The organism is Myxococcota bacterium, assembly GCA_041389495.1.
Lineage (GTDB): Bacteria > Myxococcota_A > UBA9160 > UBA9160 > UBA4427 > JAWKRT01.
Genome location: JAWKRT010000001.1, coordinates 1457840 through 1481081, shown reverse-complemented (window position 1 = coordinate 1481081; position 23242 = coordinate 1457840). Strand labels below are relative to the sequence as shown.

Genomic DNA, 23242 nt, shown 5'->3' with positions numbered 1-23242 from the left:
ACCCGACCGCACCGAGGAGCTTCCATGGACTTCCGATGGCCCGACGAGTACCTCGCCTTCCGCGACGAGATCGAAGCCTTCGTCCGCGAGTGGCGCACGCCCGAGCTCGTGCAGGAGACGCGCGAGCGCGAGGGCGCGCCCGGCCCCCTCACGCGCCGCTACTTCGAGGCGCTGCAGGACAAGGGCTGGATGCGCATGTGCTGGCCCCGCGAGATGGGCGGCGAAGGTCGCGACCCGCTGTACCAGTTCATCCTCGTCGAGACCATGGAGTACTGGCGCATGCCGTACGGCAACCTGACGTTCACGTCGGTCGCGCCGTCGATCGCGCAGTACGGCACGGACGTGCAGAAGGAGAAGTACCTCCCCGGCATCTGGAACGGCGAGCTCACGTTCGCGATCGGCTACAGCGAGCCGAACGCGGGGACCGACCTCGCCGCGCTGCGCACGAAGGGCGAGAAGGTCGACGGCGGCTGGAAGGTGAACGGCCAGAAGATCTGGACGTCGCTCGCCGCGCACTCGACGCACATCTGGCTCGCGACGCGCACCGACCCCGACGCGAAGCGACACCAGGGCATCTCGGTGCTGATCGTGAAGACGGACTCGCCCGGCGTCACGATCCGTCCGCTCAAGACCATGAGCGGGATGAGCACGTACGAGACCTTCTACGACGACGTCTTCGTCCCCGACGAGGACGTGCTGCCGCCGCTCCACGGCGGCTGGCCCATCATCATGCACGCGCTCAACCACGAGCGCGTCGGCCTCTCGCCGACGAGCAACCTCGTGCGCAACTACGACGTCGTCGTCGAGCACCTGCGCGCGCACGCGCCGGAGAAGCTGCGCGACCCGGTCGTGCGCAACCGCCTGGCCGAGCTGCGCGTCGAGCTGCAGCGCCACCGCGCGCTCGCGATCCGCAACGCGGTGACGATCGCGCGCGGCGCGATCAAGCCCGGCGAGGCGTCGATGGCGAAGATCTCGGGCAGCGAGCTGCGCTACCGCATGTCGACGCTGCTGCTCGACATCCTCGGCCGGCAGGGCGGGCTCGCGCGCGAGGACGCGCGCGCGATCGCCGACGCGCACGTCCAGGGCAACTACCTCTCGTCGCCGATCCTGCGGTTCGGCGGCGGCACCAACGAGGTGCAGCGCAGCATCATCGCGACGCGCCACCTCGGCATGACGCGCTAGGCGCGCACCCGGCACGCGAGGCGAGGAGAGCGAGATGAATCCCGACTTCACCGAGACGCAGCAGCTGCTGCAGACGACCGTCCGCCAGTACGTCGAGGACGAGGTGCCGTTCGACCGCGTGCGCGAGCACGAGCAGAAGCGCGCCGCCGACGACAAGCTGTGGGAGGCGATCTCGAACCAGGGCTGGCTCGGCATCCCGCTCCCCGAGGCGGTCGGCGGCGGCGACGCCGGCCTCGTCGAGGCGGGCATCTTCGTGCACGAGCTCGCGCGGCGCGCCGCGGTCGTTCCCGCCACCGAGGTGATGACGAGCGCGATCGCGCTCGCGCGCTTCGCGGACGGCGACGAGAGCGCGCTGCTCGCGGCGATCGTGAAGGGGGCGGCGATCGTCGTGCCCGCGGTGCTCGAGGCCGACGACGACCTCGGCCGCGTCGAGGCGCGCGTCGACGCGAAGGGCGCGCTCACCGGCGAGAAGGACTACGTCGACTACGCCGACTTCGCGACGCACCACCTCGTCGTCGCGGTCGGGCCGGAGGGCCGCGGGCTCTACCTCGTCGAGCGCGCGGCGCCGGGCGTGACGCTCGAGGCCCGCCACGGCACCGGCCGCACGCCGCAGTCGACGGTGCGCTACGCGGGCGTACCCGCGCGCCGCGTCGCCGGCACCGACGCGGTCGACCGCCTCGTCGATGTCGCGCGCGCACTCACCTGCGCGCAGCTGCTCGGGTGCATGGAGGTCGCGCTCGAGATGACGGTCGCCTACACGAACGTGCGCGTGCAGTTCGGCCAGCCGCTCGCCGCGTTCCAGGCGGTGCAGCACCACGCGGCCGACATGTGCATGCAGGTCGAGAGCAACCGCTTCCTCGTCTACGAGCTGCTCGACGGGCTCGAGAACGGGCGCGCCACGTCGCACGACGTCGCGATCGCGAAGGCCTCGGCCTCGCGTTCGGTCGCGTACGTCACGATGCAGGCCCACCAGCTGCACGGCGGCCAGGGGCTGATCGAGGAGAACGACCTGTACTTCTTCTCGATCCGCGGCAAGGACCGCGCGCTCGCGTGGGGCACCGCCGAGGAGTGCCTCGCGCAGATCGCGCGCGACGTCGAGGACTCTCCGCGCTGGCTGTGACGGGCCGGCGGCGCCGCGGGGCGCGTCGCCGCGGCTAGTGGACGGTCTCGCCGTCCGCGCCGGCGTCGTCGCCGGCGATCGGCTCGGCCCCGAAGAGCTGCGGCAGCACGTCCTTCACGGTGAGCTCGCCGCGGCCGGGCAGGATCTCGACGAAGTACGACTCGTAGGTGAGCTCGGCCGAGGTCGGGAACTCGTCCTGGAAGCGGCCGAGCACGCGGGCCAGCGTCTCCTCCGCGGTCGTGCGATCGACGTCGGCGAGGTGGAGCACGGTGCGCTCGCGCGTCATGCGGAAGACGCCGTCCTCGACGCGCAGCGCGCTCTCGACGAAGTCGACGAAGTCGGGGAACCGCCGGTCGCCGCGCGGCGCGATGAGCCCGACCATGACGGACGGGACCTCGTGCTGCAGGGCGAGCAGCGAGGCTCGCTCGACGAGGGATCGAAGCTTGCGGGGGTCGTCGCTCACGGAGGCGGTTCCTGCACTCATGGTGCGCCCTATCGGCAACGAACGTCAAAAGCCTGAACGCGTGCGCGGCATCCGCGCGATTTTCTGCGCCCGCACGAGCGCGCGCCGGCGCGCGGGCCCGGGGCCGGGCCGCCTTCGCTAGCGTCCGCGCCGCCCGCCTCCGACCGAGTGAGCCCCGCATGCCCCCTGCCTCCGGCCCGCCGCCGGCCGCCCCGACCGACTCCGACGCCGACCACGCCGCGCGCCTCGCGCGCGGGTTCCGCGCGCTCGTCGGGCTCACGACCGGGCTGATCGTGCTCGGGGCGATGGTGCGCGCGCACGGCGCGGGGCTCGCGTGCCCCGACTGGCCGCTCTGCCACGGCCGGGTGGTCCCGGATTTCGACCTGAAGGTCGCGTTCGAGGTCGGGCACCGCGCCGTCGCGGGCACGGTCTCGCTCCTGTTCGTCGTGCTCGCCGCGCTCGCGCTGCTGCGGCCGGCGACGCGGCGCATCGCGGGGCCCTGGCTCGCGGCGTCGGCCGCGCTGCTCGCCGTGCAGGTGGTGCTCGGGGCGCTCACGGTCTGGCACCTGCTCGCGTCGTGGACGGTCACCTCCCACCTGCTCACGGGCAACGCGGTCAACGCGAGCTTCGCGCTGGCGGCGGCGCGCCTCGCCGACGCGGCGCGCGGCCGGGGCGCGAGCGCCGCGGCCGCGCCGGTGGCTCCCGCCCTGCGCGCCGCCGTGCTCGCCGCCGCCGTCGCACTGCTCGCGCAGCTCGTGCTCGGCGGCCTCGTGTCGTCGAAGTTCGCCGCGCTCGCCTGCGACGAGTGGCCGGCGTGCCACGCCGGCGAGTGGTTCCCGGGCTTCGCGGGCGCGCGCGGCATCCACCTCGCGCACCGCCTCGGCGCCTACACGCTGGTCGCGGTGCTCGGGGCGGCGGCCGCCGTCGGGCGCGGCCGGGGACGCACCGCGCGCCGCATGGCGCTCGCCTTCGCAGTCGCGCTCGCGCAGGTCGCCGTCGGCGTCGCGAACGTGCTGCTGCGCGTCCCGGTCGAGGTCACGGGGCTGCACTCGCTGCTCGCCGCCGTGCTCGTGCTGCTCGTCGCCGTGTCGGTCCGCGAGGTGCTCGCCGCACCGGACGCGCCGCGCGGCGGTGTGCTATGAGGCCAGCCCATGCGTCCCTACCAGATCTTCGCGGCGATGTCGGCCGACGTGGCCGAGCACTTCTTCGACGGGCTCGCGGCCGAGGCCGCGCCGATGTACGCGCAGATGGTGCACGCGGCCGCCGCCGCGATGAAGAGCCGGCCCGGCTCGGTGGCCAAGCTGCCGAAGGACAAGAAGGCCGCGGCGATGCGGCGCGCGCTCGCGCGCGTCGGCGCCGACCCGCTCGCCGAGGAGATGCTCGCCGTCTACTTCCTGCAGGTGAGGAAGGACGTGCTCGTCGAGTGGCTCGACGCGCTCGGCCTCGCGCACGACGAGGGCTCGCTGAAGGACGACTTCCCGCCCGAGCCCGAGGAGGCGAAGCTGCGCGCCTGCGTCGACGCCTTCCGCACCGGCGAGGGGCCGGCCGATCGCGAGCTCCTGCTCGCGGCGTTCGCCGCCCAGACGGCGATCGACTGGCCCGTGCTCGACGCGTTGATCGCCCGCTGACCCGCCGCGACGCGCAAAGGAGAAGGGGCCGGAGAGTCGCCTCCCCGGCCCCGTGCGATGCACTCGCCCCCGTCGCTCTCGACTAGCGAAGCGTGACGGCCGCGTTCGTGATGACGGGCGCCCCGTCGCGCGACTTCGAGTTCGTCTGCACGAGCACCTTGTCGCCCTCGTTCCACCACGAGATCGTGTAGGTCTCGCCCGGGAAGCCGACGCCCGCGAAGCGCGCCTGCCAGCGCCCGACCTTCGTCGTGTCGCCGCCGAGCGCCTCGTCGACCACGGCCTTGAGCGTGATGCCGTACGAGCACAGCCCGTGGATGATCGGGCGGTCGAAGCCCGCCATCTTCGCGAAGTCCGGGTCGGCGTGGAGCGGGTTCTTGTCGCCCGAGAGGCGGTAGAGGAGCGCCTGCTGCGGGAGCAGCGTGCGCTCGCACGTCCCGTCGGGAGCGCGTCCCGGCGCCTCGTTCCCGACCTTCGGCCCGGGCTCGCCGCCGAAGCCGCCCTCGCCGCGCAGGAAGAGCGAGAAGCGATTCGTGAAGAGCTCGTCGCCGCCCTTCTCCTTCGTGTTCATCTCGATCACCGCGAGACACGCCTTGCCCTTGTCCCAGAGCTCGGCGACGCGCCCGCGGCTCTCGATCTCGGCCTCCGGCGGGATCGTGCGGTGGATCTGGATGTCCTGCTCGCCGTGGAGGAGCATCGCGAGGTTGAACTGGAGCCCCGGCGTCGCGCCGATGTTCGCGATCGCGCCGAACACCGGGATCACGCCGAAGCTCGGCAGCACCTTCAGGTTCTTCTCGTAGGTGTACTCGAGCTCGTTCGGATCCGTCGCCGGGTTCCCGGCGCCGACGCCGAGGTGGTAGAGGATCACGTCGTCCTTCGAGTACGCGCCCTGCGAGGGCGCGAACTCGTGGCCGAGGGCCTTGCTGGGATCGATCGGCATCTCGCCTCCCTCCGCCTAGCCCTGCAGGCTCGCGAGGATCGCCTTCATCTCGTCGGCGATGCTCGTGGGAACCGTGTAGCCGTCCTGATCGCGGATCTTCCCGAGATTCGCCATCACCTCCTCGGCCGACGGCGTGGCGCCCGGACCGGCGACCCACCCCGGGCACATCCCGATGAAGACGCGCGCGTAGCGACCGCCGCCGACGTCGAACATCTCGTGCGTGAGCTCGCACTGCTCCGAGACGAGGTAGGTGACGAGCGGCGTCACGCACTCGGGGTTGAGGTTGTCGGCCATCGGCCCGAGCAGCCCTTCGGTGAGCCGCGTCTTCGCGACGGGCAGGATCGTGTTCGCCTTGATGCCGTACTTCGCACCCTCGACGGCGAGCACGTTCATCAGGCCGACGAGGCCCATCTTCGCGGCGCCGTAGTTCGTCTGGCCGAAGTTGCCGAACACGCCGGCGCCCGAGGCCGTGAACACGAACCGGCCGTACCCGTTCTCCTTCATGTTGCGGAACGCGGGCTGCGAGACGTAGAAAGCGCCTCGCAGATGGACGTCGAGCACGATCTTCAGGTCTTCGTCGGCGAGGTTCGCGAAGCTCTTGTCGCGCAGGATGCCGGCGTTGTTGATCACGATGTCGACCTTGCCGAACTGGTCGAGCGCCGTCTTCACGATGGCCTCGCCGCCCTCGGGCGTCGACACGGAGTCGTAGTTTGCGACGGCCGTGCCGCCCGCGGCCTCGATCTCCTTCACGACCTCGTCGGCGGCGCTCGCGGTGCCGCCCGTGCCGTCGGCCGCACCGCCGAGGTCGTTGACGACGACCTTCGCGCCGCGGCGGGCGAGCTCGAGCGCATAGGTGCGGCCGAGGCCGCCGCCGGCGCCCGTGATGACCGCGACGCGGCCGTCGAAGCGAATCTCACTCATGCTCTGGGACTCCCGTGTGGGTGCGCACCGCTCGGCCGGCGGCGCGCCGCGCGGCGGGCGATGCATCGGTGGCTCGGGGAACCGCGGCGACGACGGGCGGCCCGGGTGCGGGCGCGGCCGCCGTCGAGCGGGCAGCGCAGCATAGCGGACGCGCACGCGGCGTAACCGGCGAACGCGCCTCGACGTAGGCGCCGAGAGGAGCGATGCATGACCCCGCCCCAGCGCGACTCCGAGTCCGCACATCGCACCGCCGCCGGTGACGCCGTGCGCCCCACGGCCGTCGAGGACGCGGTGCGCGACCGGTACGCCGCGGCCGCGCGCGTGCGCGAGGCCGCGCTCTGCTGCCCGGTCGACTACGACCCGCGCTGGCTCGCCGTCGTACCCGACGAGGTCGTCGAACGCGACTACGGGTGCGGCGACCCGTCGCGCTTCGTGCGCGAGGGCGACACCGTGCTCGACCTCGGCAGCGGCGGCGGGAAGATCGCCTTCATCGCGCAGCAGATCGCCGGCCCGAGCGGCCGGGTGATCGGCGTCGACGCGAACCCCGACATGCTCGCGCTCGCGCGGCGCGCCGCGCCCGTCGTCGCGGACGCGGTCGGCTTCGCGACGACCGAGTTCCGGCGCGGACGCATCCAGGACCTCGCGCTCGACCTCGACCGCGTCGACGCCTGGCTCGCCGCGCACCCGGTCCGCGCGGCCGACGACGTCGCGGTGCTCGAACGCGAGTGCGAGCGGCTGCGCCGCGACGAGCCGCTCGTCGCCGACGACAGCGTCGACCTCGTCGTCTCGAACTGCGTGCTGAACCTCGTGCGCGAGCAGGACAAGCGCGGCCTCGTGCGCGAGATCTTCCGCGTGCTGCGGCGCGGCGGGCGCATCGCGATCTCGGACATCGTGAGCGACGAGCCGGTGCCGGCGTCGCTGAAGGACGACCCGGAGCTGTGGAGCGGCTGCATCTCCGGCGCGTTCCACGAGCTCGACCTGCTGCGCGCACTCGAGGAGGCGGGCTTCCACGGCATCTCGATCGCGAAGTGGGAGAGCGAGCCGTTCGCGGTGGTCGACGGCATCGTGTTCCGCTCGGTGACGGTGACCGCGCACAAGGGCAAGCACGGCGCGTGCCTCGAAGCGAACCAGGCCGTCGTCTACCGCGGCCCGTGGCGACGCGTGGAGGACGACGACGGGCACGTGTTCGAGCGCGGCGTGCGCCACGCGGTGTGCGCGAAGACGTTCGCGCTGCTGACGCGCGAGCCGTATGCGCCGGAGACGATCGCGATCGAGCCGCGCATCGCGATCCCGGCGGACGCGCGCCGCGCGTTCGACTGCGCGCGCACGACGCCGCGCAGCCCCCGCGAGACGAAGGGCGAGGCCTACCGCGCGACGGAGACGTGCGGCGACGGGAGCTGCTGCTAGGCGATGCGCGCGCGCACCGGCACGACGGCGGCCTCGCGGGAGGCGCGGCCCGGGGCGTCCCGCGGCGCGCCGCGCGCGCCCGCGGACACCGACGCCTTCGCGCACGCGCTCGGCGAGCGGGGCCTCGGCCCGCTCGTCCGCGAGCGCGCGACGACGCTGCAGCTCAACGTCGGCAAGCGCTGCAACCTCGCCTGCCACCACTGCCACGTCGAGTCCGGGCCGAAGCGCACCGAGGCGATCGACGACCGCACCGCCGAGCGCGTGCTCGCGCTGCTCGCGAACGACCTCCGCATCGAGGTGCTCGACCTCACGGGGGGCGCGCCCGAGCTCGACCCGCACTTCCGCGCTCTCGTGCGCGGCGCGCGGGCGCTCGGGCGGCGCGTGATCGACCGCTGCAACCTGACCGTGCTCTTCGAGCCCGGCCAGGAGGACACGGCGCGCTTCCTGGCCGAGCAGGGCGTGGAGGTCGTCGCCTCCCTCCCCTGCTACTCGCGCGAGAACGTCGAGCGCCAGCGCGGTCGCGGCGTGTTCGCCGCGAGCATCGAGGCCCTGCGTGCGCTGAATGCGCTCGGCTACGCGCGCCCCGGCTCGGGCCTGCGGCTCGACCTCGTCTACAACCCCGTCGGCGCGTCGCTCCCGCCGCCCCAGGCCGCGCTCGCGCGCGACTACCGCCACGCGCTGCGCGAGGACTTCGGCGTCGAGTTCGACGACCTGCTCGCGATCGCGAACATGCCGATCCGCCGCTTCGCGCACGCGCTCGCCCGCGAGGGACGCGCGGCGGAGTACGCGAGCCTGCTCGCCGCGCACTTCAACCCCGTCGCGCTCGACGGCCTCATGTGCCGCGCGCTCGTCTCGGTCGACCACGAGGGGCGGCTCTACGACTGCGACTTCCACCAGGCCGAGGGCATCGCGCTCGGGGCGGGCGTCGCGACGATCTTCGACGTCGACGACCTCGGGCCGCTCACCGGCGCGCGGATCGCGACCGCCGCGCACTGCTTCGGCTGTACGGCCGGTGCGGGGTCGAGCTGCGGCGGCGCGCTCGTACGCTAGTCCGCGCGCGGGACGGCGCGCGCATCGCGCGGTGCGGCCCGGCATCGAACGCGCCATGGAGACTCCGATGACGCTGCCCGACGAACCGAGCCCCGCCCGCGCCCCGACACCCCGCCCGTCCGACACCGACGCGGGCGCGGACGTCGTGCCCCTTCCGCGCAGCCCGTTCGCCCTGCGCGTGCTGCTCGCCGCCGGCGGGCTCGCGCTGCTCTACGCGTTCGGGACGGAGGCGGCCGCGCACCTCCAGTCGTTCGCCGCGTGGGTGGAGACGCTCGGCGCGTGGGCGCCGCTCGCGTTCGTCGCGGGCTATGCGCTCGCCGTCGCCGCCCTCGTTCCCGGCTCGCTGCTCACGCTGGCCGGCGGCGCGATCTTCGGCCTGGCCTGGGGGACGCTCTACGTCTTCGTCGCCGCCGTCGCCGGCTCGGTCGCGGGGTTCCTGATCGCGCGGTACGCGGCGCGCGGCTTCGTCGAGCGGCGCGTCGCCGCCGACGCGCGCTTCGCGGCGATCGACCGCGCCGTCGCGCGGAGCGGGTTCCAGATCGTGCTGCTCCTGCGCATGTCGCCGGTCTTCCCGTTCAGCCTGCTCAACTACGCCCTCGGCCTCACGCGCGTGCGCCTGCGCGACTACGCGCTCGCCTCGGTCGGGATGCTCCCGGGCACGCTGCTCTACGTCTACTACGGCAAGGCCATCGGCGACGTCGCAGCGATCGCGAGTGGAGCGCCGCGCGACGGCGCCGGAAGCCTCTGGGTGACGGTGCTCGGCCTCGCGGCGACGATCGCGGTCACGGTGCAGGTCACGCGCATCGCGCGGCGTGCACTCTCCGACGCGACGCACGGCGAGGTCGGCGCGCAGGCCGGCGCTCCAGAGGGAGGGGAGAACTAGCATGCACGCCTCGAGCCACGTCGACGCGGGAGTCGACCCCGATGCGGGGCGGATCGCGAACGTCCACCCGCCCGACTGGGTCCAGCCCACGCCCGCCGGCCGCTACAACCTCGTCGTGCTCGGCGCCGGCACGGCCGGCCTCGTGACGGCCGCGGGTGCGGCCGGCGTCGGCGCGCGCGTCGCCCTCGTCGAGCGCCACTGGATGGGCGGCGACTGCCTGAACGTCGGCTGCGTGCCGTCGAAGGCGCTGCTCGCCTCCGCACACGCCGCCGCGCGCGTGCGCGAGGCCGGCGCGCTGGGCGTGCGCGTCGGCGGAGAGCCCCGCGTCGACTTCGCGGCCGTGATGGAGCGCATGCGCGCCATCCGCCACCGCATCAGCCCCGCGGACTCCGCCCACCGCTTCCGCGAGCTCGGCGTCGACGTGTACTTCGGGGAGGCGCGCTTCGCCGACGACCGCCACGTCGACGTCGGCGGCGTGCGCCTCCCGTTCGCGCGCGCGGTCGTCGCGACGGGCGCGCGCCCCGTCGTGCCGGCGATCCCCGGCCTCGCCGACGCCGGCTTCCTCACGAACGAGACGGTCTTCGAGCTGCGCGCCCTGCCGGAGCGCCTCCTCGTGCTCGGCGGCGGCCCGATCGGCTGCGAGCTCGCGCAGGCCTTCGCGCGCTTCGGGGCGCGCGTCACCCTCGTCGAGATGGCCGACCGCTTCCTCGCGCGCGAGGACGCGGACGCCGCGAGCGTGCTTCGCGCCGCGCTCGAGCGCGACGGCGTCGACCTCCGGCTCGGCACGTCGCTCGGGCGCGTCGAGCTCGTCGACGGCGGGCCCGCGAAGCGCGCGCACCTCGGAGGCCCGCGCGGCACCTCGACGCTCGACGTCGACGCGATCCTCGTCGGCGTCGGGCGCGCTCCCAACGTCGAGGGGCTCGGCCTCGAGGCGGTCGGCGTCGCGACCGGGCCGCAGGGCATCGCGGTCGACGACCGCCTGCGCACGACGAACCGGCGCATCTTCGCGTGCGGCGACGTGTGCATGGCGCAGAAGTTCACGCACGCCGCCGACTTCGCCGCGCGCACCGTCGTGCAGAACGCGCTCTTCTTCGGCCGCGCGAAGCTGTCCGCGCTGCGCGTCCCGCGCTGCACGTACACCGACCCGGAGATCGCGCACGTCGGGCTCACCGACGCGGAAGCGCGGGAGCGCGGCATCGAGGTCGACACCTACGCGATCGACTTCGCCGACGTCGACCGCTCGATCGCGGAGGGCACCGAAGCGGGCTTCGTGAAGATCCACACCGAGCGCGGCCGCGATCGCATCGTGGGCGCGACGATCGCGAACCGGCACGCCGGCGAGATGATCGGGGAGATCGCGGTCGCGATGGCGGCGGGTACCGGCCTCGGCGCGCTCGCGCGCGTGATCCACCCCTATCCGACCCAGGCCGAGGCGATCCGCCGGCTCGGCGACGCGTACAACCGCACGCGGCTCACGCCCACCGTGAAGCGCGTGTTCGACGCGCTGCTGCGCGCGCGACGCTAGTCGCGCGGCGCGCCTACTCCGCGCGGCGCGCCGCGAGGATCGCCGCGACGAGCTCCTCGGGCGCGTCGCACGGCACGCCGTCGTCCGCGCAGGCGAGGCGTCCGAGGCGGATCGTGTCGGCGTAGGTGTCGAGGTAGTCCTTGCACGACGGACAGGCGCCCATGTGCCCCTCGAAGACGTCGCGCGCCACGGGCTCGAGCTCCTCGTCGAGGTAGGCCATCAGGAAGTCGACGAACTCGCGGCAGTTCATGGCTCGCTCCGGCGGAAGTGCGGCTCGAGCTGCTCGCGCAGCGCGAGCCGCGCGCGGTGGAGCCGGGTCTTGACGGCGCCGCGCGTGATCCCGAGCTCGCGCGCGGCCTCCTCCGTGTCGAAGCCTTCGATGTCGCGAAGCAGCAGCACGGTGCGGTGGCTCTCGGGCAGGCGATCGATCGCCTCGCGCACGGCGGCGCGCGTCTGGCTGCGCTCGAGCTGGCGATCGGCGCCGCTGCGCCAGCCGGTCGTCGGCGCCTCGAGGTGGCCGTCCTCGCGGAACCGCGGCAGCAGCTCCTCGATGCTCTGCTCGGGCTTGCGGCGCCGGGTGCGGAGCCGCATCAGGCACGCGTTGACGACGATGCGGTGCAGCCACGTCGAGAGCTGGGCGCCGCCCTCGAAGCGATCGATGGCGCGGAACGCCGACACGAAGGCCTCCTGCACCGCGTCGCGCGCGTCCTCGTCGGTCTGCAGGTAGCGCCGCGCGACGACCAGCATGCGCGGCGTGTTCGCGCGCACGAGGCGCTCGTAGGCCTGGGCCTCGCCGCGCTGGAGCGCGGCGACGAGCTTCGCCTCCTCCTCGATCGCGGCTTCCGACGGCGTCTCCACTCGATCCATGGCGCGAGCCCTCACGGAAGCAGAGCGAGGAGGTCCTCGGTGGGTCGGCCGACGACGGCGCGCCGGCCGCGCACGAGGATCGGTCGCTCGAGCAGGGCGGGCGCGCGCGCGATCGCGTCCTTGATCGCGCCTGGCTCCGATGCCGGCGAGAGCCCGGAGACACGGAACGCCTCGTCCTTCGTGCGCACCCACTCGCCGGGCGGGCGTCCGAGCCGGCCTTCGAGGTCGTCGAGCTCGGCCCGCGAGAGCGGCTCCTCGAGGTAGAGGCGCACCGCGAACGCGACGCCCCGGCTCTCGAGCAGCTCCTTCGCGGCGCGGCTCTTCGAGCAGCGCGGGTTGTGGAGCAGCTGGAGCTCGTCGTCGCGTGCGGGCAGCGGCATCGCGTCCTCCATCGGCGCGCGCGCACTCTATCACCCGGCCGGGCTGCGCGAGCCGGCGCGATGGGCCAGCATGGCGCGCCGCGGCGCGCCGGTGCGGCGCGGTGCGCGCGAGGGGCCCGGATGTCGCTGCTCGAAAGCCTGCTCGGAATCGGAGGCGCCGCGCGCGGCGCGGCCGCCGCCGTCGGCGAGACGGCCTCGGTGCGCCGCATCGCGGCCGCGCTCGCGCGGCTGCCGGCGGAGCGCGCGCGCTACCTCGCCGCCTTCGCGTACGTCCTCGCGCGCGTCGCGCACGCCGACCTGCGCGTCGTCGAGGAGGAGTCGCGGCTCATGCAGGAAGCGGTGCGCGAGCACGGCGGGCTCGACGAGAGCGAGGCCGCGCTCGTCACCGAGCTCGCGATCGACCAGGGCCACCTGCTCGGCGGCACGGAGAACTACCTCGTCACGCGCGAGCTGCGCGGCATCGCGACGCGCGCCGAGCGGCTGGCCGTGCTCGAAGCGGCGTTCGCGATCGCGGCGGCGGACGGCAGCATCGCGGAGAGCGAGAGCCAGGAAGCGCTCGCGATCGGCGAGGAGCTCGGCTTCGCGCGCGAGGAGGCGCTCGCGGTGCGCAGCCGCTTCCGCGACCGCCTGGCGTCGCTGGCGCGACGCTAGGCGAGGCGGCGCGGCCGTCAGCTCCGGACGAGCAGCAGGGTGTTCGGGTCGAGCGCGACGTGCAGGGCCGAGACGTCGGGGTTCTCGTGGTCCTTCAGCGCGCGCAGCTTCATCGCGTCCGTCTCGGGCTCGAGCGCGAGGATCACGCCGACCACGTCCTCGACGAGGCGCACGGCCGCCGGCAGCGCGGCGACCTTCTCGTCCTCGGTCGCGACCGAGAGCCAGACCTCGGCGCCGAGCTCGCCGGCGAGCGCCTTCGTCTCGAGCAGCTCGGCGCGGTCGAGCGCCGGCAGGTCGACGCCCTCGATCAGGATCAGCGCCGGCCGGTTGCCCGCTTCGGCCTCGACCTTCACGGCCTCGCGCAGCTTGCTCGCCGAGAAGCTCGCGGCCGAGTAGGCGCGGATGTTGCGCCGACGGTCGATCTCCTGCCGAGTGACGGCGACGTCGTCGAGGTGCGTGGTCGCCGCGAAGTCGTCGAAGACGGCATCGTAGTGGAGCTTCACGTGCGCGACGGTCTGGTCGAGGGCGACGTGGAGCACGTTGCCCCCGCGCAGCGCCTCGTCGAGCGCGACGCCCACGAGGAAGGGCGTCTTCCCGACGCCGCGGCCGGCGAGCAGGAGGCCGAGGTTGCCGGCCCCGAGGCCGCCGTGGAGCCCCTTCTCGAGCAGGCGGAGCGGGCTGCGCGCGTTCACGAACTTGCGATACATGCGATGCGTTCCCTCTGAGCTTCGCGGCCGGGCCGCGAAGACGGCGCCGATGGTCTAGTCCTCTTCGTCCACCAGCTTCGACGCGTACTTCTTCTTGAGCTCCTCCTGCACCTCGCCGGGCGCGGGCATGTAGCGCGAGAACTCCATCGAGAACTCGGCCTTGCCCTGCGTGAGCGAACGCAGGTCGGTCGCGTAGCCGAACATCTCCGAGAGCGGCACCTCGGACTCGACGCGCGCGAAGCCCGAGTCGTCCTCGGTGGTGCCGACGACGGTGCCGCGGCGCTGCATGATGCTCTTCAGCATCGCGCCCTGGAACTCGACCGGGCCCTCCACCTCGACCTTCATCACCGGCTCGAGGATGATCGGCTTGGCGCGCGGGTAGAACTCGCGGAACGCGCCGCGCGCCGCGGCCTGGAAGGCGTTGTCGGACGAGTCGACCGAGTGCGACTTGCCGTCGTTCAGGCAGATGCGGATGCCCGTCACCGGGAAGCCGATCAGCCGGCCCTTCACGATCGAGCTGCGGAAGCCCTTCTCGACCGACGGGATGTACTCGGTGGGGACGTTGCCGCCCTTCACCTCGTTGACGAACTCGAACTCCGTGTCGCCCTCGGTGATGGGCTCGACCCAGCCCATGACGCAGCCGTACTGGCCGGAGCCGCCCGTCTGCTTCTTGTGCGTGTAGCTGTACTCGACGCGGCGGCTGATCGTCTCGCGGTAGGCGACCTGCGGCTGGCCCGTCTCGACCTCGCAGCTGTACTCGCGCTTCATGCGCTCGACGTACACGTCGAGGTGGAGCTCGCCCATGCCCGAGATCACCGTCTCGCCGCTCTCCGGGTCGACGCCGGCGTGGAAGGTCGGGTCCTCGCGCACGAAGCGGCCGAGCGCCTTGGACATGTTGTCCTGCGCCTTGTTGTCCTTGGGCTTGATCGACAGCGAGATCACGGGCTTCGGCACGTGCATCGACGTCATCGAGATGCGCACCGACTCGTCGCAGAACGTGTCGCCCGTGGCGCACTCGATGCCGAACAGCGCGACGATGTCGCCGGCCGTCGACTTCTCGATGTCCTCCATCTTGTCCGCGTGCATGCGGACGAGACGGCCGACCTTGTGCTTCTTGCGCGTGCGGCTGTTGATGATCGTGCCGCCCTTCTCGAGGTGGCCCTGGTAGACGCGCACGTAGGTGAGCTGTCCGTAGCGCCCGTCCTCGAGCTTGAACGCCAGCGCGATCGTGGGCTTGTTCGGGTCGCACTCGATCGCGACCGGCGCCTCGTCGTTCTCGAGGTCGACCGCCGAGTTCGAGATGTCGATCGGCGCCGGCAGGTAGAGCGTGACCGCGTCGAGCAGCCGCTGGACGCCCTTGTTCTTGTAGGCCGAGCCCAGGAAGACGGGCGTGAGCTCCATCGAGAGCGTGCCCTTGCGGATGGCGGCGTGGATCAGCTCCTCGCTCGGGTTGCCCTCGAGCACGGCCTCCATCAGCTCGTCGCTGAACATCGACACGGCGTCGAGCATCTGCTCGCGCGCCATCTCGGCGTCGTCGCGCAGCTCCTCCGGGATCTCCTTCTCGACGACGTGCTCGCCGTTGTCACCCTCGAAGTGGATCGCCTTCATCGAGATCAGGTCGATCACGCCGGCGAAGTCGTTCTCGAGCCCGATCGGCAGCTGCATCATCACGGCGTTGTGGCCGAGCTTCTCGCGCAGCTGCGTGGTGACGCGCTGCGGGTTCGCGCCGGAGCGGTCGAGCTTGTTGATGAAGGCGAGGCGCGGGACCTTGTAGCGGCGCATCTGGCGGTCGACGGTCATCGACTGCGACTGCACGCCCGCGACGCCGCACAGCACGAGCACCGCGCCGTCGAGCACGCGCAGCGCGCGCTCGACCTCGATCGTGAAGTCGACGTGGCCGGGCGTGTCGATGATGTTGACGTGGTGACCCTTCCACTCGCAGAACGTCGCCGCGGACGCGATCGTGATGCCGCGCTCGCGCTCGAGCTCCATCGAGTCCATCGTCGCGCCGACTTCGTCCTTGCCGCGCACCTCGTGGATGGCATGGATGCGACCCGTGTAGAACAGGACGCGCTCCGTGAGCGTCGTCTTGCCCGAGTCGATGTGGGCGCTGATGCCGATGTTCCGGATCTTCGAGAGGTCGCCGAGCATACTCGCCTCGCCTGCCCCGCCCTGCGCGGGGCCGAATCGAAAGCAACGAAGGATTGAGCGTGGGGGCCGCACGCGGCCGACAGGAGGCCGACGTGGGCGCGCACCTTAGCGTGGACGCGCGCGAGCGGCGAGCCCCGGCGCGCCGCGGCCCCGCGGGAGGACGCGCGCTCGAGCGCGCCCGCTCCCGATGCGCGCGTCACCCGCGCGGCGGATCGGCGGTGGCGGCGAGCCCGACGGCCGCTGCGCGCTGGTGGTGGGCCTCGGCGTCCGCGTCGTAGGCGTGCGCGCGACCGACCGGGCACGCGCGCCGCGCGGCGCACGCGGCCGCGCAGCCGCCGCGCAGGATGCGCTCGGAGCCGCAGGCGCGGACATCGAAGGGCGCATCGCGGCGGACCGCATGCCCGGGACACGCGGACACGCACGGCGCCGGGCAGGCGTCGCACGGCGACGGCGCGGGCGCGCGTTCGCCGCACGGCGGCGCGGGCGCGGCGCCGAGCGCGCCGTCGGCCGCGACGAGCGCGCGCAGCGACCACCACGGTCCGAGCTCGGGATGCACGAGCAGGCCGAGCGGGCTCGGCGCACCGACGCCGGCCGCGCGCGCGAGCGCGAGCAGATCGACGAAGGTCGGAACACCGCCCGGCGAGGCGCGGCGCTCGTCGTAGTGCGCGACCGCACTCGCGCGGGCCGCCGCGCGAAGGGCGTCGCGCGCCGCGCGCAGGCCGCGCCGGACGAAGCGGTCGAGCGGGTCGGGAGCGCCGTCGCGCGCCTCGGCACTCGTGCGAAAGGCGTCGAAGAGCGCGCGGCCTCGGCCGCCGACGAGCGCGACCTCCGCGCCGGCGCCGTCGGCGCCGTCGGCGCGTTCGGGTGCGCCGTCGTCCCGGCCGCCGTCGGCGTCGCGCGCCGCGGCCCGCGTCGGCGTCCACGAGGAGCGCGCGCGTGCGCCAGCCGGCGGCGACGCGCGCGTCGTGGTCGGCGGCGCGCAGGCGCGCGAACACACAGCCCGAACGGCGCGAGCGCGGCGGCGAGCGCCGCGCCCGCGCGGGCGCCCGCATCGGCGGCCGCCCGCGCGAGCTCGTCAGGCGAGGCGCACACCGGGCGCGATGCCGGCGTCGGCGGCCGCGACCTTGGGGCCGTCGCCGCGGCGCACCTTCGCCGCGGCGAGCACGCCGCCGCGCAGCGCGATGCGCAGCCGGCCCGCGGCGTCCGGCGCGAGCACCGTGCCCGCCGGCGCGCCCGCGTCGACGCGCTCGAGCGACGCGCCGAACACGCGCACCGTCTCCTCGCCGAGCCGCGCGTGCGCGCCCGGGTTCGGGTCGCACCCGCGCACGAGGCGGTCGACGACGCCGGCCTCGGCCGCGAAGTCGATGCGCGCGTGCTCGTCGGCGAGCAGCGGCTCGTGGCTCGCGCCCGCCTCGGATTGCGGCGTGAATCGCGCCGTCCCCGCCGCCACCGCCTCGACCGCCTCGACCATCGCCTCGATGCCCGCCGGGTAGAGCTTGTCGAAGTAGAGCGAGGCGGCCGTGTCGTCCGGCGCGATCGGGATGCCCGCCTTCTGGACGACGATCGGCCCGGTGTCGACGCCGCCGTCGGGTCGGAACACGGTCGCGGCCGTCTCGGTCGCGCCGAGGATGATCTGCCACGGGATCGCGCTGCCGCCGCGATGCGCGGGAAGGCGCGACGGGTGGAAGCACAGCGAGCCGTGGCGCGGCGCGTCGACGATCGCTTCGGGAAGGATCACGGTCGTGAACGGCATGACGTTGAGCTCGGCGCCGAGCGCGGCGTACTCGTCGACGAGCTCGCGGATCGGCTCGCCCTTGCGACGGAAGCGCGCGTGGCGGAAGAGCGGCCAGCCGCGCTCCTCGGCGAGCGCGGCGAGCGGGTCGGGTCGCGCACCGGGCGGCGGCGCGTACACGCCGACGACGACGTGGCCCGCGTCGGCGAGCCGCTGCGTCACGTCGCGCCCGAACGGCGCCTGGCCGAATACGGCGATGCGGAGGGGTCGGGGCGTGGTCATGCGCACAGCCTACCCCGGAGTGACGCCGCCGCGCGGCGCGTTCGCGCGCGGTGGCGCGAGCTCACGCGGGCGCGCACACACCGGTCAGGGCCGCACGCTCGAGCGATCGCCGACGCGGCCGCGGGCGCGCGCGGGAACGCCGAACGCGAGCGCGTGGTCGGGCACGTCGCTCGTGACGAGCGAGTGCGCGCCGACGACGCAGTGCGATCCGATCGTCACGCCCTTCAGCACCGTGACGCCGGACGCGATCCACGTGAAGTCGCCGATCCGCACGGGCGCGCGGCGCTCGGGCGTCTCCGCGTCGATGTCGTGCTGGTCGGCGTCGTACACGCGCGAGCCCGGCCCGATCCACGTGCGGAGGCCCGTGGCGAGCTCGCTCTTCGCGGACAGGAAGCAGCCGTTCAGGAAGCCGTCGGCGCCGATCGTCATCCGCGCGCCCGGGTAGACGACGAGCTGCACGCCCTCGACCTCCGTGCGCAGCCAGGTGCCGGCGCCGATGCGCAGCTCGCCTCCCGCCGCGACGTGGATGCGCAGCGCGCGCGGCGTCCGCTCCGTCACGACGCCGTCGCCGATCTCGACGCGCGCGCCGGGCCCGAGCTCGAAGCGCGCGACCGCGAGATTGGTGCTGGCGCCCGGGTGGATCGCGACGCCGGGGTGCGCGCGCGCGAGGCGCGCGAGGCGGCGGCGGTCGCGCGCGCGGATCGCGCGGAGCGCGACGCGCACGTGCCACGGAACGCGCAGGAAGCGGACCTACGAAGAGGCGCCGGGGCCGGACTGCCCCTCGCGCAGGCGGAACGTGATGAAGCCGTGCGTCGGGTCGTAGGGCGAGAGACCGACGGTGACGCGGTCGCCGGGGATCACGCGGATGCGGAAGCGCCGCATGCGACCCGAGAGCTGCGCGGTGACCGTCTGACCGGTGTCGAGGGTGATCTGGTACTTCCCACCCCCGAGGATCTTCTCGACGGTCCCGTCGGCAGCGATCAGGTCGTCACGGGCCAAGCGCGGCGCTCCCCTCTTCACTCGCCCCGGACGCGCCGGAGCACCGGAATCTCGCGGATGCCCGTCCCGCAACGAAGGCGCTCGACGAGCGGCGCGCACCCTAGCACGCGGCCCGGGCGCGGGCACGACGCGCGCGGCGGATCGAGCCGGAGTCGGAATCGCTGCTAGATTCCGCGGCCCTCGCGGAGAGGTGCCGGAGTCCGGTTGAACGGGCCTGACTCGAAATCAGGTGAAGGTGCAAGCCTTCCGTGGGTTCGAATCCCACCCTCTCCGCCATCTCCGCTTCCGCATCGCTCCCGATGGCGACGCCCGCGCGCGTGAACGCGTCGGCGCGTCGTGCGCGCGGTCGTTCCCCGGATGCAGCGCGGGCGCGCCCGCCGGAGCGGAGCGCGCCCGCAGCCCCTTCCCGGGGCGGGTGAACGCGAGCGGCCTCTCGTCACTCGACTCCGCGCGCGACGCGAACGGCCGAGACGAGCCGCCAGCCGCGACCCTGGCGCGCGGCGTGGAACGCGATGCGGTCGGCGTCGTCGACCTCGAAGAGGCCGGGCATCGGGCCGGGCTTCGCGGCCTGGAGCTCCTCGAGCGAGAGCGCGTTGCCCTTCTCGTCCGTGATCGTCGCGTGCTCGTCGACGGTCATCTTCTGCGAGGCGACCGTGAGCGTGCCCTGCACGAGGTCGACCTCTTCGACGAAGCCCGCCCCCTTCTCGACGCCGTCGGCGCCCGGGCGCGCGACGGAGGCTCCGGCCAGCGCGATCGTGCAGAAGACGGCGAGTACCGCGGTCGCGATGCTGCGCTTCATGTCCCTTCTCTCCTCGTGGCTCGAGACGCGGTGCGCGCCGGCGAGCGGTGCTCGCGCGGACGCGCTCCCGTCAGTCGAGCATTCGCCAGTAGAGCGACGTCACCGCGCCGTCCACGTCGGGCATGCCGATGCTCATGAGCTCGGCGTTCGACAGCTCGATGTAGATGCGGTTGTCCTTGCCGTCCGGGCCCACCGAGACCTGCGGATCGGTCGGCATCGCGACGTCGAGGTCGAGCTTGCGATCCGCGTTGCCCGAGCCGTCGACGAAGTAGCCCTCGCCGCACGCGAGCGAGAAGATGTAGATCGCCGCGTTGCCGATCTGGTTGCACGGATCCGTCGTCACCGGCGGCACGTAGCTCGCGACGAACACGAGGCCGGCGAAGATGTCGGTGCGCGTGACGAACTTCTCGCCGTCGGGCAGCGTGAAGAAGTACCCGGGCGTCGAGAGCGAGGCGCACGCCGAGCTGCCCGACACGTCCGTGAGGTCGGTCTCGACGACCGGCGCGGCGACGCCGAGCGTGTTCTCCGGGTCGGCGTCCTTCGCGACGTAGAAGCGGTTGTTCTCGTCGAGCCCGGGGATGCCGGGGAAGTTCAGGTTCTTGCGCTCGCCGGAGCCGAAGGACAGCCACAGGCTCGAGCCGAGCTTCGCCGCCGCCGGCGGGAAGTAGAAGCTCTTGTAGTAGGTCGTGCCCGTGCTGCCGTCGAACGTCGTCGGCGCCTGGAAGAACACCGAGAAGTCCCAGTTCGGCTGGCTGTAGTCGCTCGCGGGCGAGCCGTCGTTCACGCGGTCCTCGCCCACCGGCGACACGACCCACTTGAACACCTGGCCACCGAGGTCGCCCACGTAGATGACGTCGGCGAAGCCGTCCGCGTCGATGTCGAGCACCGAGGGCGTCGACGGGATCGCGTAGAGCATGTCCTTCGCGGCATCCGAGGCCGTCGGGTCGTAGCGCTTCGAAGCGAGCACCTCGCCCGTCTTGACGTCGATGATCGAGATCGAGCGGCCCTTGGTGCCGTTCGGGTCGTAGTTGACCGGGTCGTTCGGGTCGCCCGTCGTGTCGTATCCGCCCGTCACCACCGCGACCCAGCGCTCGTAGCCCGCGCTGCCGTTCGTATTCGCGGCGACGTTGACGCGGACGCGCGTGATGATCGGCTGGCCCCACGTCTCGCCGACGAACGGCAGGAACGAGGTCGCGACCGCCGCGTTGTCGGGGTCCGTCTCCTTCGGGAACTCCCACATGTAGCCGGGGTAGGAGCCCGACGCGGGGTTCGTGACGTCGAGCGCGTAGGTCACCGGGCCGCCGCCGCGCATCGCGCCGACGAGCACCGTCTTCCACTCCGAGCCCGAGAGGTTCTTCGAGGCCGTCGTCGCCGTCGGATGGATCCAGACGTCGGCGGCCTGCGGCGAGCCGTCGACGTAGTGCGTGCGGTCGTCGGGGCGATCGACGTACAGGTTCTTGATGTTCTTGCGCGCGTACCACGGCATGAAGCCGAACTTCTCGCCGCCCGTTCCCGCGTCGTAGGAGGGCGGCGTCGCACCCGCCTGCCAGCTGCCGGCGTGCACCGCGTGCAGGAAGCCGTCGTTCGCGCCGACGTAGAGCATGCGATCGCGCGTCGCGTAGGTCGACTTGAACGCGAGGTAGGACGCGTCCGGCCACAGCACGCGCGGCCGCGACACGACGAGCGGCGCCGAGTGGAAGATGTCGCCCAGCATCGGCGTGCGGCCGGCGCAGGCCACGGTCGCCGAGACGTCCGCGCCCGACACGCCGGTCGCGAAGTTGCAGCCGCGCGCGTACGACACGACCTCGTCGGCGAGGCCCTCCTCGTTGAGCGCGACGCTGCCGGGGTAGATCGGGTTCGGGGCCGACGCCGGCGGAACGGCGAAGGCCTGGATCCCGAGGTCGGCGGCCGTGAGCGCGCTCGAGAAGTCGACGCGCGTCGCGTTGCCCGAGACGACCTTCGAGGTGTAGAGCTTGCGCGAGCCGGCCGCGGGCACCTGGGCCGCCGCGTCCCACCACTCGAGGGCCGACGGGAAGAACGGCCCGCTGTTGCACTCGCCACCGCCGTCCGGGTCGTCGAGCGCGCAGTTGCCGAGCGAGTCGAGGATGTTGCCGGCCGCGTCGATCGTGAAGGCGCGCACGTGGCCTTCCCACAGCGCGCGCTTCGCGGACGGGAGGAAGAAGCTCGTGAAGAAGCTGCCGCCGTCGGTCGTACGCGCGGACGGCACCGTGGCCGCGGTGAACGACTGGGTCTTCTCGAGGATGTTCGTGATCGCGCTCGTGATCGCGACCGTGAGCTCCTCGGCGCTGTTGCTCGTGAAGAAGATGCCGTTGCCCTGGGCGGCGGTCTTGTCGAGCAGCGCGTTCGCCGCGCCGGACGTCGTGAAGCCGATCGTGTAGACGTCGATCAGCTGGTCGCCGGCGAGCGTGGTGTCGAAGTCGTTGGTCGCCATGAACTTGGCGATGTCGTCGAGGTAGAGCGCGCCCTCCGAGGCGTAGCCCGTCTCCACCTCGCCGTCGGCGTTGTAGTCGCCGATCAGCTGGGCGAACTGACCGAAGCCCAGGTCCTCGTTGGTGCCGTCGGTGTCGAAGTCGTCCATCGTCGGCTCGCCGTCCGTGATGATCACGACGAAGTTCTTCTGGCACTCGTACTGGACGGGCGAGGGGATCACGCTCGACATGCTCGACAGGTACTGGCCGCCGTTGCCCGACGTGCTCGTGCTGTAGCGGTAGAGCGGGAAGGCGGTCGTGCCGTTCTGCCCGACCGGCGACTTCGTCGAGTCGCGCGTCATGAAGTACGTGTAGATCTGGAAGAGCGACTCGCCGAGCGGCGTCCACGTGTCGGCGTCGGTCGCCGACACCGCGTTCTCGAGCGCGGTGAACTGGGTCGTCGACGGGTCGTCCGCGCCGACGCGCAGGTAGCCGCCGTGCGGGTCGGCGCCGTCGCGGAAGATGGCGAGGCCCACGCGCACGTCGCGCGACGCGTCGAGCTCGCAGATCGTGTCCATGACGACCTGCTTCGCCGCCGTGATGCGGCTGCGCTGGTACTTGAGGAAGGTCGTGCCGTCGCAGACGCGCGTCGCCGTCCCGGTGAGGATCTCGTTGGCCTCGGTGTCGTGCGCCGGGTCGAAGTACCAGTTGAGGTAGCGGCCGAGCCACAGCGTCTGGCCCGTCGCCGCGGGGTCGTTGTAGAGCCAGCGCGTGCGACCGCAGAACGTGTACCAGCCGCCGGAGGTCGACGCGCCGATCACGTAGCTCGAGTTGTTGTTGAAGACGGCGCAGCCGGGCGAGGTCGCGGTCGGATCGAAGTTCGGGTGCCACACCGCGTTGTCCATCGATCCCGAGTTGTCCATCAGGATGACGACGTTCGGCGACACGGAGGTCGAGAAGAGCGCCAGGTCGGTCTCGACGTCCGCCGCGTGGGCCGCGGGAACGAGCGTCGCGACGAGCGCGAGCGAGAGGATTGCCTTTCGCATGACTCCAGATCCTCCACGCGCACGCACCCCGCCATCGCGTGCGGCACGACGATTCGTCGCGCGTATCGGGATCGGGAAGGTCG

Annotated in this window: 23 protein-coding genes and 1 tRNA gene; 10 read left to right on the top strand and 14 right to left on the bottom strand. The window is 72.9% G+C overall.

What is annotated here, in order from left to right:
* Positions 1-24 precede the first annotated feature (24 nt).
* Both R3E88_06540 and R3E88_06535 read left to right on the top strand, forming a co-directional pair.
* A complete protein-coding gene (locus tag R3E88_06540; GenBank protein MEZ4216116.1) occupies positions 25-1182 on the top strand; it encodes an acyl-CoA dehydrogenase family protein in 1158 nt (385 codons plus the stop codon).
* A gap of 34 nt (positions 1183-1216) precedes the next feature.
* Complete coding sequence (locus R3E88_06535; GenBank protein ID MEZ4216115.1) at positions 1217-2302, top strand: acyl-CoA dehydrogenase family protein; 1086 nt, start codon at positions 1217-1219, stop codon at positions 2300-2302.
* Between the two features lie 34 nt (positions 2303-2336).
* Here the strand turns inward: R3E88_06535 and R3E88_06530 are convergent, their stop codons facing one another.
* Complete coding sequence (locus tag R3E88_06530) at positions 2337-2765, bottom strand: hypothetical protein (protein ID MEZ4216114.1); 429 nt, start codon at positions 2763-2765, stop codon at positions 2337-2339.
* 179 nt (positions 2766-2944) lie between these two features.
* Between R3E88_06530 and R3E88_06525 the strand changes: the two genes are divergently transcribed.
* Positions 2945-3907 (top strand): COX15/CtaA family protein, encoded by a 963-nt coding sequence (locus R3E88_06525; GenBank protein ID MEZ4216113.1) that lies wholly within the window; start codon positions 2945-2947, stop codon positions 3905-3907.
* Between the two features lie 9 nt (positions 3908-3916).
* Positions 3917-4393 carry a hypothetical protein gene (locus R3E88_06520; GenBank protein MEZ4216112.1) on the top strand — a complete coding sequence of 159 codons (477 nt, stop codon included), beginning with the start codon at positions 3917-3919 and terminating at the stop codon, positions 4391-4393.
* Between the two features lie 82 nt (positions 4394-4475).
* On the opposite strand, the gene R3E88_06515 is transcribed toward R3E88_06520, so the two are convergent.
* On the bottom strand, positions 4476-5330 hold the full coding sequence (locus R3E88_06515) for a MaoC/PaaZ C-terminal domain-containing protein (GenBank protein ID MEZ4216111.1): 855 nt from the start codon (positions 5328-5330) through the stop codon (positions 4476-4478).
* A gap of 15 nt (positions 5331-5345) precedes the next feature.
* On the bottom strand, positions 5346-6251 hold the full coding sequence (locus tag R3E88_06510; GenBank protein MEZ4216110.1) for an SDR family oxidoreductase: 906 nt from the start codon (positions 6249-6251) through the stop codon (positions 5346-5348).
* Positions 6252-6458: 207 nt separating this feature from the next.
* Between R3E88_06510 and R3E88_06505 the strand changes: the two genes are divergently transcribed.
* The 4 genes from R3E88_06505 to R3E88_06490 all read left to right on the top strand — a co-directional run bounded on the left by R3E88_06505 (position 6459) and on the right by R3E88_06490 (position 11116).
* On the top strand, positions 6459-7658 hold the full coding sequence (locus tag R3E88_06505; GenBank protein ID MEZ4216109.1) for a methyltransferase domain-containing protein: 1200 nt from the start codon (positions 6459-6461) through the stop codon (positions 7656-7658).
* Positions 7659-7661: 3 nt separating this feature from the next.
* Positions 7662-8708, top strand: a complete 1047-nt coding sequence (gene arsS, locus R3E88_06500; protein MEZ4216108.1) for an arsenosugar biosynthesis radical SAM protein ArsS — start codon at positions 7662-7664, stop codon at positions 8706-8708.
* Between the two features lie 67 nt (positions 8709-8775).
* A complete protein-coding gene (locus R3E88_06495) occupies positions 8776-9591 on the top strand; it encodes a TVP38/TMEM64 family protein (GenBank protein ID MEZ4216107.1) in 816 nt (271 codons plus the stop codon).
* A 1-nt stretch (position 9592) separates the two neighbouring features.
* Positions 9593-11116 carry a mercuric reductase gene (locus R3E88_06490; protein MEZ4216106.1) on the top strand — a complete coding sequence of 508 codons (1524 nt, stop codon included), beginning with the start codon at positions 9593-9595 and terminating at the stop codon, positions 11114-11116.
* Positions 11117-11129: 13 nt separating this feature from the next.
* Here the strand turns inward: R3E88_06490 and R3E88_06485 are convergent, their stop codons facing one another.
* From R3E88_06485 to R3E88_06475, 3 genes are read right to left on the bottom strand one after another with little or no spacing between them, the layout of a single operon-like run.
* The gene (locus R3E88_06485; GenBank protein ID MEZ4216105.1) at positions 11130-11366 is read right to left on the bottom strand and encodes a zf-HC2 domain-containing protein; all 237 of its coding nucleotides are present in this window, start codon (positions 11364-11366) and stop codon (positions 11130-11132) included.
* Positions 11363-11983 carry a sigma-70 family RNA polymerase sigma factor gene (locus R3E88_06480; GenBank protein ID MEZ4216104.1) on the bottom strand — a complete coding sequence of 207 codons (621 nt, stop codon included), beginning with the start codon at positions 11981-11983 and terminating at the stop codon, positions 11363-11365. The genes R3E88_06485 and R3E88_06480 overlap by 4 nt, the downstream gene beginning before the upstream one ends.
* Positions 11984-11994: 11 nt before the next feature.
* The gene (locus R3E88_06475; GenBank protein ID MEZ4216103.1) at positions 11995-12363 is read right to left on the bottom strand and encodes an ArsC/Spx/MgsR family protein; all 369 of its coding nucleotides are present in this window, start codon (positions 12361-12363) and stop codon (positions 11995-11997) included.
* A 120-nt stretch (positions 12364-12483) separates the two neighbouring features.
* Here R3E88_06475 and R3E88_06470 point away from each other — a divergent pair, with 120 nt between their 5' ends.
* On the top strand, positions 12484-13014 hold the full coding sequence (locus R3E88_06470) for a TerB family tellurite resistance protein (GenBank protein MEZ4216102.1): 531 nt from the start codon (positions 12484-12486) through the stop codon (positions 13012-13014).
* Between the two features lie 17 nt (positions 13015-13031).
* On the opposite strand, the gene R3E88_06465 is transcribed toward R3E88_06470, so the two are convergent.
* The 6 genes from R3E88_06465 to infA form a co-directional block, all read right to left on the bottom strand.
* Positions 13032-13721 carry a hypothetical protein gene (locus R3E88_06465; protein MEZ4216101.1) on the bottom strand — a complete coding sequence of 230 codons (690 nt, stop codon included), beginning with the start codon at positions 13719-13721 and terminating at the stop codon, positions 13032-13034.
* 54 nt (positions 13722-13775) lie between these two features.
* Positions 13776-15872, bottom strand: coding sequence for an elongation factor G (gene fusA, locus R3E88_06460; GenBank protein MEZ4216100.1), 2097 nt, complete (start codon positions 15870-15872; stop codon positions 13776-13778).
* Between the two features lie 196 nt (positions 15873-16068).
* Complete coding sequence (locus R3E88_06455) at positions 16069-16869, bottom strand: hypothetical protein (GenBank protein MEZ4216099.1); 801 nt, start codon at positions 16867-16869, stop codon at positions 16069-16071.
* Between the two features lie 78 nt (positions 16870-16947).
* Positions 16948-17886, bottom strand: a complete 939-nt coding sequence (locus R3E88_06450) for a formyltransferase family protein (protein MEZ4216098.1) — start codon at positions 17884-17886, stop codon at positions 16948-16950.
* An 84-nt stretch (positions 17887-17970) separates the two neighbouring features.
* On the bottom strand, positions 17971-18609 hold the full coding sequence (locus tag R3E88_06445; protein MEZ4216097.1) for an acyltransferase: 639 nt from the start codon (positions 18607-18609) through the stop codon (positions 17971-17973).
* A gap of 27 nt (positions 18610-18636) precedes the next feature.
* Positions 18637-18885 (bottom strand): translation initiation factor IF-1, encoded by a 249-nt coding sequence (gene infA, locus R3E88_06440; GenBank protein MEZ4216096.1) that lies wholly within the window; start codon positions 18883-18885, stop codon positions 18637-18639.
* Between the two features lie 184 nt (positions 18886-19069).
* On the opposite strand from infA, the gene R3E88_06435 reads away from it, so the two are divergent.
* A tRNA-Ser gene (locus R3E88_06435) sits at positions 19070-19161 on the top strand.
* A gap of 160 nt (positions 19162-19321) precedes the next feature.
* Here the strand turns inward: R3E88_06435 and R3E88_06430 are convergent.
* Both R3E88_06430 and R3E88_06425 read right to left on the bottom strand, forming a co-directional pair.
* On the bottom strand, positions 19322-19684 hold the full coding sequence (locus R3E88_06430) for a hypothetical protein (protein ID MEZ4216095.1): 363 nt from the start codon (positions 19682-19684) through the stop codon (positions 19322-19324).
* A 70-nt stretch (positions 19685-19754) separates the two neighbouring features.
* Positions 19755-23159 (bottom strand): PilC/PilY family type IV pilus protein, encoded by a 3405-nt coding sequence (locus tag R3E88_06425; protein MEZ4216094.1) that lies wholly within the window; start codon positions 23157-23159, stop codon positions 19755-19757.
* Positions 23160-23242 lie beyond the last annotated feature (83 nt).

Coding starts and splice junctions, on each gene's coding strand:
- R3E88_06540 (MEZ4216116.1), top strand. CDS start 25: ATGGACTTCCGATGGCCCGACGAGTACCTCGCCTTCCGCGACGAGATC.
- R3E88_06535 (MEZ4216115.1), top strand. CDS start 1,217: ATGAATCCCGACTTCACCGAGACGCAGCAGCTGCTGCAGACGACCGTC.
- R3E88_06525 (MEZ4216113.1), top strand. CDS start 2,945: ATGCCCCCTGCCTCCGGCCCGCCGCCGGCCGCCCCGACCGACTCCGAC.
- R3E88_06520 (MEZ4216112.1), top strand. CDS start 3,917: ATGCGTCCCTACCAGATCTTCGCGGCGATGTCGGCCGACGTGGCCGAG.
- R3E88_06515 (MEZ4216111.1), bottom strand. CDS start 5,330: ATGCCGATCGATCCCAGCAAGGCCCTCGGCCACGAGTTCGCGCCCTCG.
- R3E88_06510 (MEZ4216110.1), bottom strand. CDS start 6,251: ATGAGTGAGATTCGCTTCGACGGCCGCGTCGCGGTCATCACGGGCGCC.
- R3E88_06505 (MEZ4216109.1), top strand. CDS start 6,459: ATGACCCCGCCCCAGCGCGACTCCGAGTCCGCACATCGCACCGCCGCC.
- arsS (MEZ4216108.1), top strand. CDS start 7,662: ATGCGCGCGCGCACCGGCACGACGGCGGCCTCGCGGGAGGCGCGGCCC.
- R3E88_06495 (MEZ4216107.1), top strand. CDS start 8,776: ATGACGCTGCCCGACGAACCGAGCCCCGCCCGCGCCCCGACACCCCGC.
- R3E88_06490 (MEZ4216106.1), top strand. CDS start 9,593: ATGCACGCCTCGAGCCACGTCGACGCGGGAGTCGACCCCGATGCGGGG.
- R3E88_06485 (MEZ4216105.1), bottom strand. CDS start 11,366: ATGAACTGCCGCGAGTTCGTCGACTTCCTGATGGCCTACCTCGACGAG.
- R3E88_06480 (MEZ4216104.1), bottom strand. CDS start 11,983: ATGGATCGAGTGGAGACGCCGTCGGAAGCCGCGATCGAGGAGGAGGCG.
- R3E88_06475 (MEZ4216103.1), bottom strand. CDS start 12,363: ATGCCGCTGCCCGCACGCGACGACGAGCTCCAGCTGCTCCACAACCCG.
- R3E88_06470 (MEZ4216102.1), top strand. CDS start 12,484: ATGTCGCTGCTCGAAAGCCTGCTCGGAATCGGAGGCGCCGCGCGCGGC.
- R3E88_06465 (MEZ4216101.1), bottom strand. CDS start 13,721: ATGTATCGCAAGTTCGTGAACGCGCGCAGCCCGCTCCGCCTGCTCGAG.
- fusA (MEZ4216100.1), bottom strand. CDS start 15,872: ATGCTCGGCGACCTCTCGAAGATCCGGAACATCGGCATCAGCGCCCAC.
- R3E88_06450 (MEZ4216098.1), bottom strand. CDS start 17,886: ATGACCACGCCCCGACCCCTCCGCATCGCCGTATTCGGCCAGGCGCCG.
- R3E88_06430 (MEZ4216095.1), bottom strand. CDS start 19,684: ATGAAGCGCAGCATCGCGACCGCGGTACTCGCCGTCTTCTGCACGATC.
- R3E88_06425 (MEZ4216094.1), bottom strand. CDS start 23,159: ATGCGAAAGGCAATCCTCTCGCTCGCGCTCGTCGCGACGCTCGTTCCC.